The sequence below is a fragment of the Flavobacterium sp. OHVDL-2026-0007 genome, assembly GCF_059882335.1.
The window spans coordinates 1,431,788-1,446,504 of the sequence record NZ_CM187612.1 but is presented as its reverse complement, the minus strand read 5'-3'; the positions used below and the strand labels follow the sequence as shown (position 1 = coordinate 1,446,504).

Here is a 14,717-nt window from a genome sequence, read left to right as displayed (position 1 = left end):
TCAGAAAAGGAAGGCTACTTTCAAATTATTATTGATAATGGTATTTTGTACATTGAGAAAGTACGATTTTGTTATGAAATCGTAGCGACCTGTAGACAAGAACTTACTTAAATAAAGAAGATGTTGGTGTTCGGTCAATTTTTGAAAATTCGGATAGTCTCTTTATATTTCTCAGAAATTAAAATTATTGATTTTCTTTTTTTATCTGCTCAATAAAATAGCTAGGTGTTATTTCTGTCTTTGCTTTAAAAGCCTTAACAAATCTTTCTTTGCTACTAAAGCCAACTTCCTTGGCTAATGCCTCATTGTTATACTTCTGTATAAGTGTATTAGTGTGTAATAGTTTTATGATGTAATCTATTTTAAGATCACTAATATATTCATTGAAACCTTTATTTTTATAATGGTTAATTATTAGCGATAAATAGCTCGGATTAGTATTTAAAGCAGTCGATAGTTTTGAAAGTGTCCAATCTTTTTCTAAAAATTTCTTCCCATTTTCAAATTTGTCCAATTGTTTTAAGATGGCAGAGACAGTTTCCTGATTAATGTCCAAAGTCGATGTTTTGTCATTTTTTTGTTTGGCTTGGGGTTTATCTTCAGCAGTGGCTATTTTGAGCATTAGTTCATCAAATTTTTGTTTGTAGAGCCTTCTGTTTTTGAAGTACCGATAAGTTAAGAAAGTAAAACTTGTAAAAAGTAACGAGGTGAAGCCAATCAGGACAGAATAATTGTGACTTTTTTTAATAAGTTGGTCCTCTAGTTTTTCCTTTTTAATGAATAACTCTTTTGTGTTGTATTCTTTATTTATTTTTCCCACCAAGTACTTAAAAGTTTCATTAAGAACAGTATCGGCTTTCAGTAATTGTTTCACGTAGTATAATTCCAACTGATCATTGTCTTTGGTTTGATAGTAGTTGATTAGCAATTCATATATTTCTCTTTGATCGAGACGTAGATAGCCTTTATTGTTAAAGAGTTGATCTACTTTTTCAAAGTAGAATATTGCCTTTTCATATTTTTTGACCTCCCAGTGACTTTTTCCAATGTAGAAATAGCCTACGGATTCATTTGCAAAATCCTTCTTTTCTTTTAGTTCCTCGATTGTGGATTCAATATTTTTGATGGCTGATGAGTAATTTTTATTGAAATATTCATTGATGCCTTGGGAATGAATAAAATAAACTTTCATTTCATTAACGTCCAGTTTTTTGCATTCTGCCAGACCTAAAATATTTGTTTCATTTGAGAGTCCATAATTTCCTACTCTGTTGTAACACAATCCCAAGGAATGCAAGGAGTGTAAATAGGCACGATGATTTTTATTTTTGAAAAAGGAAATGCATTCTTTTAACAGTGAAATGGCTTCTTCGTAATAGCCTAGGTAATATTTGACCAAGGCAATATGATACTTTAGTTTATAAATTAGGTATTTGTCATTTGTTTGTGAAATGTACTCGTTGGCAGTAATATAATTATCAAGAGCCTGGTTTTGCTGTTTCAGCGCATAATTGGCTATTCCTTTTGACAAATATGCCGATCCTATTACGGTATTATCATTTGTTTTTTTTGCTGCATACACCATGCTATCTGCATATACCAACCTTAAGTTATCTGGTGCTAGATGTAATAGGCTCTGGTATCCGTTGACAATCTCTTTCCAATTATGTTCATTTTTGGCCTTGTGTAAATAGGCATATAGATAAACAGCAGCATTTAAACTGTCTTTTTTTAATTCATAGGCTCTCTCATCCAAATAATCATAACTCTTATTTTGCAAAGAGTCAGGTACTTTATAATTTTTTTTTTGTGCTGTGACAAATTGAGAAATGCATAGTAGCAATAGTAATAAATGATTTCGACTCATGAGAAATGTAGTTTTGGGGACCATAATTAATCAATAAACTATCGATAGCAGTTACTTTTAATATACTATGATAAATTTACGTAAGCTTATTTCAAATTTAATATAAACAATTGAATTATAGTGAATTATATTACAAAAAAAGAGATATGGATTTATTATAAATCCATACTTGAAATACTGTAAATCCATAGTAGTTGTGTTGTGAGAGACTTTTCTATAGGATAGCTTTGTTTCGAATTCAAGAGCGAAAATGTTTGTCATCGTGTCAAATAAAAGTTCCGCTTATCCGGATGAAATGAACTGAGAAGATGTTCTCATTCACATTCATACACCCTTAATCATGAAAAATTATTTATTATGCAGCGTTTTATTATGTCTTTTATTTTCTTGTTCAACGGATTCAGATCTAAGTAGATCTGAAATTGAAAATACTATAGCCGCAAAGTCGGTGGAGGCATTGGTCCCTCCTGAGAATAAATCAAACCCTTTTGATTATAAAGGGAAACAATATTATGATGCTCTAACGAATTACTGGGAGCAAAATCATTTTCCGAATTCCATTACGGATGCTACTGATCAAATCAGATATATTTTAAGCCAGCTTGAAAATGATCAGTCTACAAGTAAAAGTGTAATAGCTTTTAACGATTCGATTGTTGAATCCATCATGTCGGATCCAGACAATAATATGATTCAAATAGTACAAAGCAGTCTACTTGGTTCTGCTGCACAAACGAGTATTATCAATTTTCTACAGAATTTAATTACTCAAAGAGATCAAACTTTTACTGTTGCTTATGATTATATAATCTCTTATGAGGATACAATCATAGCGAGTAATACATTGGATAATGATGAAAAGGAAACAATCTTAACGGTTACATCCATTTCGAGGTATTCTCTTTATTCTGAAGCTGAGCGTAAAGACAGGGATTGGGATACGTCTGCAGGTAATAAAATGGTAAAACCATTCTTTTCAGCCAATGAAACATCTATAATTTCTATCATAGCGGTACTGGATAAGATTATTTAAAAAATTGCGATTGATTAATCCTGATCTCTTTAAAATGAAAACACGAATCATCCTTTATCTATTGTTGATCATTATTAATCTAGTCAGCCTTTATTTCATCATAGCGTTTTTTAGCTATGATGAAATAGTTGAGCATATTATTGATGGCGGCATAAACAAAAATGACCCCAGAAAAGTAGCTTTTTTGGTTTTTACCACAGTCTTAGTAAATCTATATTTCTTAGCCTTTATCCTCATGGAAAACTTATTCAAGGACAAAATATAAGTCCAATTTTCCAAGAGTATCACTTACGAAATTTGCTTTTTTTTAAGTTTTAGAATTATGATTAAAGATCTTTTAAATAATAAATTCAAGGATGTATCTCAAGAAGGAATTGAGGTTCATTTCATTGAAAATTATGTTGTCAAAACATCAGCGAAAGAACTATTTTTAGTAGCCAATTTATCGATGATATTGATACAATCTGGCAAGTTTAAAATTCAGGTAGAAGAGAGTGTGCAGGATTTAGCAGCATTTGATCTGCTGGTTATACCGCAAAATTCATTTTGCTCTTTAATGGAGGTTCAAGACAAGTTGCAGTTGTTTCTAATTTGTTTTTCGCCAGAATTTGCATCTCAAAAACATGAAAGTAAGTTGTTAATTGATTTTGTTGATTTTTTTAATTCTAGAATATTGAAAAAAATCACATTAGAAGAAAAGGACTTTTTAGTTTTATCAATGACCTCTAAACTGTTTTATTTTGGAAACGAAGATACTAAGACTAATAATAATGATCTTGGCTACAGATTTAGACAGATTACTTTTTATTTATTTCTTTTTGTGTTAAGATCAGTTTATACGAAGCATACATCTAACTATACTTTAGCTTTTAAACGAAAAGAAGAACTAACAGTTCGCTTCTTTAATTTTCTATGGATACACTATAAAAAACAGCATAGTGTGCAATTTTATGCCGACACCCTATGTATTACTCCAGGTTATTTAAATAAATCAGTATTAGAAATTATTGGCAAAACGGTAAAAACACTCATCAAAGAGATAATTATTATCGAGGCTAAAAATTTGCTTGAAGATCCAAGGTTGAGTATAACTCAAATAGCAGGAGAATTAGGGTTTAGTACTGGGTTTATTTTTAGTGCTTTTTTTAAAAAGCAGACTTCTATTTCTCCGTCAGAGTATCGTTCGAATGTTAGCGAGAAGCATAAAAATATTTAGTTTTCGTTGTTTTAATTGTAAATTTAAACAGACGTATAATGAGTAAAAATTATCCTTTAGAATGGTTGGATTCTTTGGTATTACAAACTTTAAATCCAAAGAAGACCAATATCCAAACATTGTCAGAAAGTGATTTGTCTCTTATCTCGGATAATGTTATTGTAGAGTTTCAAAAAATTCAAGTTCAAATTAAAAACGAGATTTTCTCGCTGCGCAAGCGAAGACAAATTCGATTGCAAGTTAGAAAATATCATTCCACTTTAATTTTTCTCTTGGATCATATTGTAGAGCATCAGAAAAATGAAATGTTCACAATCTCCAGTTTACCAAAGATTATTCATACTATTACGAACAACTTAGATGAATTGCTGTCCTTTGTTGAAAACCGTTTTTCTACTTATTTAAAGCTCGATCGTAGGGTTTCTATAGCTTATGTAATGATAGTACGGAATGAACTACAACTGAAGTTGCAGAACCTTAAAGAGAAGCAATACGATAATGATGTTGATAAAAAGACCATCGAGATTCTTTTGGAAGTTTTGACAAAGTCGATAGAAGTAAACCAGAGATCAAAAATGACTTATCGAGAAATCCTTTATCAGCGAGAGCTTTTAGCAAATGAAGATGCTTTTGCTTTTTCACAGGAAGAGCCTATGGTGTTTACCGCTTTAGATCAGTGGTTAATTGGTTTGAATTTTAATTGTCAAAAATACATTAAATGTTTAACCGAACGCATTGGTTCAGATCTAAATGCGCAAGAGACCGCTAGCAATAAAATAAAAAGTTTATTACTTTATTATAAAGAGTTTCACCAGCTTGGTTCTAATGAGAAGGTTGGATTTGATGCTAGTCAGCCTAATATTAAATATGTGTTGGATAATTGGTTCAAGTATGAAATTGCTTATTGGCAACAAGAAATGGATATGTCCAAGACTCTTGAGTCTGCTAAGATCTATAAAAAGACTAAAGTAATAGAATCAAGTAGTAAGATAGAATGTACTTTGTCTATTGATCAAATGGCCCTTATATTGCGTGCTAGTGATGAATCAAGGGTCTTAAAAGCTCGGTCATTGAGTCAGGTCTTTAAAACCATTGTACCGCACCTGTCTACTGTTCAGAGAAAAGAATTGTCACATGATTCCATGCGTAGTAAGTCCTATTGTCCGGAAGATAAAGATAAGGAAATTGCTATTCAAACCTTAGAACGGATAATTCGTCATATAAAAGATTTTTAGAGACTCTAGAGGAGAATGTTTTTTGTTTAAAGTTCGTATTGTAAACTTAGTCGAGCTTATGTTCTTCTTTTGGTTGAACTGAGCTGTATAGTAGGATCGTAACCTGATTTTTAAACCATAAAATAGACATGGAATGCGTTCATCTTTCAGGTTTTGTGTATAATGGCAGTTTAAAGATATAGTGTTTAGAATGAGGAAAGTCGTAATGTTTTAAAAGGAACGTTATTTACATTCGTATTAAGCTGCAGGGCCAAATTATAACTTGAATTTATTAGATGGGTTGTAGTTGGAACTAGTGCAGATTTATAAGGAATTTAACTTGTTCAATGGCAGGATCTACTGCTTTTGGCATTGATTTGTTTAATTGTTGAAACATATTTATAAAATAAAAAATGTAAAAAAAGATTCAAATAATAATAAGTCTATCTATTTGATAATGCTCTTTAGTATAGTAACAAGCTATACCATCACGGCTTTTTTATCTGGAAAAATCATTGATATACCCCACGGAACACATGAAGGAGGGGTTATAAATGTAATTGGTATTATAGTAATATTAGTTGTTATGTTTTTTTTAATTTTTATTGCTCATTTATTAATTAATAAAAATAAAAAAATGCAATGAAAAATTCAGTAAAGTCTATAATTCAATCTAACGGTAATATAACTTAGGCAGCCTTTCACTAACTGTGTAAGTTGATAAATTATTCTGAAAAATATTTGAGCAAATTTAAAAGCTCAAAATGTCTTCTCGATTTATGATAATATGCGGAATTAATTAAGAGCCATTCAAACAATGAATGGCTTTTGCTTTTCATAGCCTTTATTTAAAGTATATGTTAACAGTAATCCTTGTGAGGTATACCGTATCTAGGGGGAATCAGTATTATTCAAAAATTAACGATTTAGCCCATGTAGTTAAATTAATCTTGACTTAGAATTCTTTGTTAAAGTGTTAAAATGTAACAAATTGTTTATGTTGCAATATTTTACTATTGTTTTTTCTGTAAAAAAAATAGTATGTTTACCCTTCAGCCAATTAGAATCATTTTGGTTGATCTAATTCAGTTTAAAAAAAATAACAATTTAATTATGAGTTACAAATTTTCTGCGGTCGTAGTATGTTCTTTGTTGGTGTCAATGCAGGCATTAGCCCAATCCAAAATGATTAAGTCAGACTCCATTTACTTAGCCCAAAAAGTAGTAGTGGAACCTTTTGTTTCAAAAGGGACTTCGATTTATAAAATGCCAATTAGTCCTGAGGGATATGAGTTGAAATTAATAGGATCGGATAATCTTTCGGTAATAAGCCAATCAGGAACTATTTTCACTCCGTTGCAAAATATGACTGTTAATTTGTTGTTTAAAGCTAGTAAGATAAAGGATGGGGCTTCTATGGAAATTCCGTATACGGTGAAAGTAGAAGGAACGTACCAAGATCAAGGCAGTAATGCGAAACCTTTTGTGATTCCGTCTTTACGCGAGTGGCATGGAGCTGAGGGTAATTTAGTATTGACTGCCAAGTCCAGAATTGTACTAGATCCAAAATTTGCAACCGAATTGACTCCTGCAGCAAAGATTTTCCAGAATGATTTGCTTGATCTAAGCAAAATAAAACCAGCTATTGTTGTCGGTACTCCAAAAGCCGGTGATATTTTTATCTCTCTAAAGGGGAATAAACAGGAATTGGGAGTGGAAGGTTATAACCTTTCCATTAAAGAATATGTTTCGATCAATGCAGCACAATACAAAGGTGCTTTTTGGGGAACACGTACTATTTTACAACTATTAGAAAGAGATACAAAACATAGTGCTTTGGCTAAGGGGATTTCTAGAGATTATCCTAAATATGAGGTAAGAGGATTTATGTTGGACGTTGGTAGAAAATACTTTAAAATTGATTTTTTAAGGGATTATGTAAAGATGATGGCCTATTATAAAATGGGTGACTTTCAACTGCATCTTAGCGACAATGCTTTTCCAAAACATTTTAATAATGATTGGGATAAGACTTATAGTGGTTTTAGACTAGAAAATTCGACTTATCCACAACTGCCGACTAAAGGAGAATTTTATACCAAGAAAGAATTCATTGATTTGCAAATATTGGCAGAGAATTACGGAATCAATATTATCCCGGAGATTGACGTGCCTGCGCATTCTTTGGCGATCTCAAAAGCATTTCCGCAAATTGCCAGTAAAGAATATGGTAAAGACCATTTGGATATTAAAAACCCAGAAACCTATACCATCGTAGAAAATATATTTAAAGAATATTTGGAAGGAGATAATCCAGTGTTTCGTTTTAAAGAAGTGCATATCGGAACGGATGAATATGCTAAAAAAGAAGCTGAACCTTTTAGAAAGTTTACGGATCACTTTATAAAATACGTACAAGGTTTTGGTAAAGATGTACGCGTGTGGGGCGCTTTGACACATGCACAAGGAACGACTCCAGTGACGGCAAAGGGAGTGACTATGAATGCTTGGTACAACGGTTATGCCGATCCTGTGAAAATGAAAGAATTGGGTTATCCTCTAATCAGTACACCTGATGGTTTACTGTATATTGTACCTGCAGCGGGTTATTATTACGATTATTTGAATCTGAAACACCTATATAATAAATGGGAGCCAGTAGTTATTGGAGAGGCAGTTTTCAAGATGGGAGATCCTTTTATTAGAGGAGGGATGTTTGCTGTATGGAATGATGTAGCTAAAAACGGTATTACCGCTCAGGATGTTACGGACAGGGTATTTCCTGCTGTTCAAGTATTGAGTGAGAAAATGTGGAGTGGTACTGATGAAACGGTAAATTTTGATACATTTTCTAACAATGCTAAAACTATAAATGAAGGACCAGGACTTAATTTGAGAGGGAAAATTACGGCTAAAGACTCTTTGGTTATCAATTATGAATTAAAAGGGAATGATAAAGAAATAAAGAAACTGCAAAACGCGGCTTATGTTGCTGATGGAAGTAGAAAAGTATTGCATCTTAAAAATAAGGAGAGTTATGTAAAACTACCTTACCCAGAAATTGGTTATAATTATACGGTTAGTTTTAAAATAAATCCATCAGAAAACAATGCACCTAATGCCGTGCTTTTTCATTCGAATCATGCTACTGTAAAACTAAAACAAGGACAGACGTCTAATCTTGGTTTTTCCCATGAAGGAAACGATTATGATTTTGGTGTGGCTATTGCGGAGAATAAATGGACTAGTGTTGTGATTAGCGGAGACAATAACTCCACTAGTTTATACCTCAATGGAGAATTGGTTAAAAAGCTTAGTAGAGAAAAAATCCCAACAGGTTTTGAAAAAGATTCTATTTGGGTAATGAAAACTTTGTTTTTCCCGCTCGATACCATTGGAGACGGTCACAATTCTTTTATTGGAAAAATGAAAGATTTAAAAGTATTCAATCAGATCTTGTCCGCTGAGCAAATTCAAGCTTTAAAGGAAGAGGTATAAAAGAAGTAGAATTAAATGGAGTTGGCTTGAGAGTTAACTCCTTTTCGTTCGAAAGAAAAAAAACGAGTTATAGAGTTGGCTTTATATATTGACCCGTTGGTGGATAAAATCTTCTCGTACTGGAGTATGTAATTTTTTCTAAGAAGAGAAGTCTAAATGGCAAAAGTCTTATTATACCTTTTTCGTCAATTCAGTTGAAAAAAAACAGTAATAATTTAATTATGAGTTACAAATTTTCTGCGGTAGTAGTATGTTCTCTGTTGGTGTCAATGCAGGCATTAGCCCAATCCAAAATGATTAAGTCAGACTCCATATACTTAGCCCAAAAGGTGGTGGTGGAACCTTTTATTTCAAAAGGGACTTCGATTTATAAAATGCCAGTTAACCCTGAAGGATATGAGTTGAAATTAATTGGATCGGATAATCTTTCGGTAATAAGCCAGTCAGGAACTATTTTTACGCCCTTGCAAAATATGACTGTTAATTTGCTGTTTAAAGCTAGTAAGATAAAGGATGGTGCTTCTATGGAGATTCCCTATACGGTGAAAGTAGAAGGAACTTACCAAGATCAAGGTAGTAATGCGAAACCTTTTGTGATTCCATCCTTGCGAGAGTGGCATGGAGCGGAGGGTAATTTAGTATTGACCGCTAAGTCCAGAATTGTATTAGATGCAAAATATGCAGCTGTACTGACTCCTGCGGCAAAGATTTTTCAGAAGGATTTGTTAGATCTAAGCAAAATAAAACCAGCTATTGTTGTTGGTACTCCAAAAGCAGGTGATATTTTCATCTCGCTAAAGGGGAATAAAGAAGAATTGGGAGTGGAAGGTTATTCGCTTTCGATTAAAGAGTATGTTTCGATCAATGCAGCACAATACAAAGGGGCCTTTTGGGGAACACGTACTATTTTGCAACTATTAGAAGGAGACGTAAAACATTGTGCTTTGTCTAAGGGGATTTCTAGAGATTACCCTAAATATGAAGTAAGGGGTTTTATGTTGGACGTAGGAAGAAAGTTTTTTACAATTGATTTTTTACGCGATTATGTAAAGATGATGGCCTATTACAAGATGGGGGATTTTCAGTTGCATCTTACTGATAATGCTTTTGCACAACATTTTAATAATGATTGGGACAAGACTTATAGTGGTTTTAGGCTAGAAAGTTCGACTTATCCACATCTGCCTACCAAAGGAGAATTTTATACCAAGAAAGAATTTATTGATTTGCAAGTATTAGCCGAGAGTTACGGAATCAATATTATTCCGGAGATTGATGTGCCTGCGCATTCTTTGGCGATTTCAAAAGCATTTCCACAAATTGCCAGTAAGGAATATGGTAAAGACCATTTGGATATTAAAAATCCAGAAACCTACACCATAGTAGAAAATATATTCAAAGAATATTTGGAAGGAGATGATCCAGTGTTTCGATTTAAAGAGGTGCATATTGGAACGGATGAATATGCTAAAAAAGAAGCAGAAGCTTTTAGAAAGTTTACCGACCATTTTATAAAATACGTACAGAAGTTTGGTAAAGATGTACGCGTTTGGGGTTCTTTGACCCATGCGCAAGGCACGACTCCTGTGACGGCGAAAGGTGTGACTATGAATGCCTGGTCCAAAGATTTTATCAATCCTATAAAAATGAAAGAATTGGGTTATCCTTTAATCAGTACTCCTGATAACTTGCTGTATATAGTACCTGCTGCAGGTTATTATTACGATTATTTGAATCTGAAACACTTATATGATAAATGGGAACCAGTTGTTATGACTGGAAAGGTAGTTTTCAAGATGGGCGATCCTTTTATAAGAGGAGGGATGTTTGCGGTATGGAATGATGTGGCCAATAATGGTATTACCGCTCAGGATGTTACCGACAGGGTATTTCCTGCTATTCAGGTACTAGGTGAGAAAATGTGGAGTGGTGCTGATACAACGGTAAATTTTGATACATTTTCTGATAATGCTAAAGCTATAAATGAAGGACCAGGAATTAATTTGAGAGGAAAAATTTCGGCTAAGGATTCTTTGGTTGTCAATTATGAATTAGGGGGTAATGATAAAGAAATAAAGAAACTACAAAACGCAGCTTATGTTGCTGAAGGAAGTGGAAAAGTATTGCATCTTAAAAATAAGGATAGTTATGTAAAACTTCCTTACCCAGAGATTGGCTATAATTATACTGTTAGTTTTAAAATAAATCCATCAGAAAACAATGCACCTAATGCCGTGCTGTTTCAATCGAATCATGCTACTGTAAAACTAAAGCAAGGCCAGACGTCTAATCTTGGTTTTTCCCACGAAGGAAAGGATTATGATTTTGGTGTGGCTATTGCGGAGAACAAATGGACTAGCGTTGTGATAAGTGGTGATAATAACTCCACTACTTTGTACCTAAACGGAGAATTGGTTAAAAAGCTTAGTAGAGAAGAAATCCCAACAGGTTTTGAAAAAGATTCTATTTGGGTGATGAAAACCTTGTTTTTTCCTTTAGACACAATTGGAGACGGTAACAATTCTTTTATTGGAAAAATGAAAGATTTAAAAGTATTCAATCAGATCTTATCTACTGAGCAAATTCAAGCTTTAAAGGAAGAGGTGTAATAGAATAAGTATTAAATGAAGTTGCCTTGAGATGGCAACTTTTCTTTTAAAAGTTGAAATTAAAAATGCTTTTTTCGTGATGGTAAAAAAATGTAAAAAAGGTTCTGTTTTATACACTCTAGTGTTGATGTGTTTTATTTTTGGTTATAGCACTAGTGCTTTTTCTAAAGGAAATAGAGAAAAAGAGTATCAAACCATTACCGATAGAGTGGTGGAGGATTTGATCAACAAACCATCCAGCCATAAGGCAATTGCGGAAACTTTTGCCAGTATAAGACCCGATGGAAGCTGGTCAGGGATAGATTATAGCAGTAAATCCATTACCATTTGGGATCCAACAGCCCATTTGGTAAAGTTACATACACTCGTTAAAGCCTACATTAGTAAAAAGAGTGGTTTTTATGCTGATGAAAAGGCTTTCACTCAGATCAATAAGGCTTTTCAATATTGGTACACTCTTGATCCGCAAAGCGCCAATTGGTGGTTTAATGAAATAGATACGCCTCGATATTTAGGGGAACTACTCATTATGATGAACTATGGTGAGAAGAAATTGGATAAAGGACTACAACAGAACTTGATTGAAAGGATGAAACGCGGCAATCCAGAAAAACAAGTTGGAGCCAACAAAACGGACATAGCGCTTCACTTTTTTTATAGAGCCCTGTTGACCCAGGATGATGCATTACTGAGTCTATCGGTAAAAGAACTATTTAGCCCAATTCGTTTGGTGAACAACGCAGAGGGTTTACAATATGATAATTCTTATATGCAACATGGACCACAGTTGTATATCGCGGGTTATGGTGAGGCCTTTATTAATGGGGTGTTCAAAATGGCCAACTATGTAAGAGAAACTCAGTACGCCTTAACCGATGAAAAAATAGCATTACTGTCTAAATATTATGACAATAGTTATCTGAAAATAGTCCGTGGAAAATATACTGATTTTAATATTCATGGTCGCGGAATCAGTAGGCCTAATAAATTAAGTGCTCAGAAACAGGGTGATAAAGAACAATTATTAGTGGCCAAAATGATTGATGTTAACAAGACTACTGTATGGGATAATGCTATCGCCCGAATCGATAGTACTGTTCTACCTTCCTTTGAAGTAGCGCCTTTACATACCCAATATTTTAAAGCGGATTATACGTTACATATTAGACCTTCTTATGCTTTTAATGTGCGGATGGTGAGTAGTCGTACCAAACGTTGTGAGGCTGGGAACAATGAAAATCTATTAGGACGTTATTTATCGGATGGAGCCACTAATATTCAAATTAATGGCCCTGAGTATTATAATATCATGCCTGTTTGGGAATGGGATAAAATACCGGGTGTGACCAGCAGGGATTATGCGACCGATAGACCAATGGAAAAAACTTGGGGAGAGCAAGGTAGTAATGCATTTGCTGGAGGCGTAAGTGATGGAGTTTATGGAGCAAGCGCTTATCAACTGGATTATGATGGTCTTCAGGCCAAAAAAGCATGGTTCTTTTTTGATCATGAAATTGTGTGCTTGGGGGCAGATATAAAAAGCAATGAAGCCGAAAATATTACTACAACCATTAATCAAAGTTGGTTAAATGGCGATGTAGTGAGTTCGTTGCAAACCGCTGCTCTTGTAAAAAATGAAAGCCTAACCAGTAATCAAGTATCTAAGACCTGGTTTTTGCATGGGAATGTAGGTTATTATTTTCCGCAAGGCGGGACTATAAACTTAAGTACAAAGGTGCAAAAAGGAAATTGGTACCATATTAATGATTCTTATTCTAAAGAGGAGATTAGTGGAAATGTTTTCAAATTGTGGTTGGATCATGGTGCAAAACCTGTCCATGCCAATTATGCCTATATCGTACTACCAGCAGTGAAAAGTGCTGCTGAAATGAAAAAGTTTAAAGCAAAGAAGCTTGAAATTATCGCCAATAATGGTGCGATGCAAGTGGTTTACCACAAGCCCTTAGACATGCTCCAGGCTGTTTTTTATCAAGCGGGTGCTGTAAAGGTATCTTCTCTAGAGATCAAGGTGGACAAGGCTTGTGTTGTAATGATAAAAGAGTGTAAAGGAAAGCAGCTAATTTCAGTAGCGGATCCTTTGTATAAGGAAAAAACGGCCACTGTAACCCTTACTAATACAAAAACGGATCAAGTAAAGACCTATGAGGTTAATTTTCTTCAAAACGAATTTGCTGGAGCAACGGTAGAACTGAGATAGTTTACCGCATAAACAGGGCTAAATGGGGTAGGGATTATGGTCTTACAATGAACCTCTTATGATTAAATCGGATTTGTTTTCAATTTGAGTTTTTTTGTTGCTAAAGGTCATTTGGGCGAGTATTTTTCCCATAGCTTGGAAGTCCGTGGAGATAGTAGAAATACCGTTTTTAACCAATTTTTTTAATGGAGTTTCATTGTATGATATGATCCCAAAATCTTTTCCTAGTTTCAACTTCTGTGTTTTAGATTTCTCAATTACATTCACCAAATCCCTATCGTCTGGAATAATAAATACTTCTCCTTTTTGAATGGTGCGGTCTTTAAATTCCGTTATAACCTCATTTTCAAAATTAAAATCCTCAGCAAATTTTAGAAAGCCCTCTTTTATACCTACTGGTACTGTAGAACCAGAGAAAATTAGAGTTAATTTATTGTATTTCTTTAATTTGGTTTTTCCCTTTTGTAAGCCGTTATAGATGTCTTTTTTGAAGTTTTGATACACGGCAGGATAATTTTTTAATTCTTCATTGGTTTGATCCACGATGTAGACCTCTTTCTCCGGAAGCGTTGCTATGTAAGTAGCTACGTTTGCTAAATTAGTAGGCATGATCATGTACTTGGTGTAATTACCGTTGCTTTCATTGATATGTCTCTCAAATACCTTGGCATTGAAGTGATGAAAGAATATGTCAATTTGGACCTCAGGACCCATATGTAGAATAAACGAATTATAGAGGTCTTCTTTAAAACTGTTTAGCTCGTCAAAAAGTAAAAACACCCTTTGTTGAAGGGCTATTTCAGAGCTTCTAACATAATAGCCTTTTCCGAATATGGCATAGATAATCCCCCTTTTTTTTAAGTTGTCATAAGCTAGTAATATAGTGTCTCTGGAAAGATTAAATTCTAAAGCGACTTTGCTAATGGAGGGAAGTTTATCGTTTTTTTGTAGCACCCCATTTTCAATGCTTTTTTCGATCGAAAGAATGATCTGTTTGTACTTGGGGATGCGGCTATTTTCTTGAATGGTAATGACTTTCATAAAGACAATTTTTTGCAATAT

Annotated in this window: 9 protein-coding genes; 7 read left to right on the top strand and 2 right to left on the bottom strand. The window is 33.8% G+C overall.

Translation table 11 applies throughout. The features are described from left to right. Positions 1-184 precede the first annotated feature (184 nt). On the bottom strand, positions 185-1,867 hold the full coding sequence (locus AC51AA_RS05545) for a helix-turn-helix domain-containing protein (RefSeq protein WP_500704737.1): 1,683 nt from the start codon (positions 1,865-1,867) through the stop codon (positions 185-187). A 340-nt stretch (positions 1,868-2,207) separates the two neighbouring features. Between AC51AA_RS05545 and AC51AA_RS05540 the strand changes: the two genes are divergently transcribed. The 7 genes from AC51AA_RS05540 (at position 2,208) to cslA (ending at position 13,655) form a co-directional block, all read left to right on the top strand. Further along, a complete protein-coding gene (locus tag AC51AA_RS05540) occupies positions 2,208-2,900 on the top strand; it encodes a hypothetical protein (RefSeq protein WP_500704736.1) in 693 nt (230 codons plus the stop codon). A 34-nt stretch (positions 2,901-2,934) separates the two neighbouring features. Continuing rightward, positions 2,935-3,165, top strand: a complete 231-nt coding sequence (locus AC51AA_RS05535; RefSeq protein WP_500704735.1) for a hypothetical protein — start codon at positions 2,935-2,937, stop codon at positions 3,163-3,165. 57 nt (positions 3,166-3,222) lie between these two features. After that, positions 3,223-4,116 (top strand): helix-turn-helix domain-containing protein, encoded by an 894-nt coding sequence (locus tag AC51AA_RS05530; RefSeq protein ID WP_500704734.1) that lies wholly within the window; start codon positions 3,223-3,225, stop codon positions 4,114-4,116. A gap of 38 nt (positions 4,117-4,154) precedes the next feature. Then, entirely contained in the window at positions 4,155-5,351 is a 1,197-nt protein-coding gene (locus AC51AA_RS05525; RefSeq protein ID WP_500704733.1) for a hypothetical protein, read from the top strand. Positions 5,352-6,443: 1,092 nt separating this feature from the next. After that, the gene (locus tag AC51AA_RS05520) at positions 6,444-8,828 is read left to right on the top strand and encodes a family 20 glycosylhydrolase (RefSeq protein ID WP_500704732.1); all 2,385 of its coding nucleotides are present in this window, start codon (positions 6,444-6,446) and stop codon (positions 8,826-8,828) included. A 221-nt stretch (positions 8,829-9,049) separates the two neighbouring features. Further along, a complete protein-coding gene (locus AC51AA_RS05515; RefSeq protein ID WP_500704731.1) occupies positions 9,050-11,437 on the top strand; it encodes a family 20 glycosylhydrolase in 2,388 nt (795 codons plus the stop codon). 31 nt (positions 11,438-11,468) lie between these two features. Next, positions 11,469-13,655 carry a chondroitinase-AC gene (cslA, locus tag AC51AA_RS05510; protein WP_500704730.1) on the top strand — a complete coding sequence of 729 codons (2,187 nt, stop codon included), beginning with the start codon at positions 11,469-11,471 and terminating at the stop codon, positions 13,653-13,655. A gap of 42 nt (positions 13,656-13,697) precedes the next feature. Here the strand turns inward: cslA and AC51AA_RS05505 are convergent, their stop codons facing one another. Further along, positions 13,698-14,696 carry a GntR family transcriptional regulator gene (locus AC51AA_RS05505; RefSeq protein WP_500704729.1) on the bottom strand — a complete coding sequence of 333 codons (999 nt, stop codon included), beginning with the start codon at positions 14,694-14,696 and terminating at the stop codon, positions 13,698-13,700. Between the last annotated feature and the right edge of the window lie 21 nt (positions 14,697-14,717).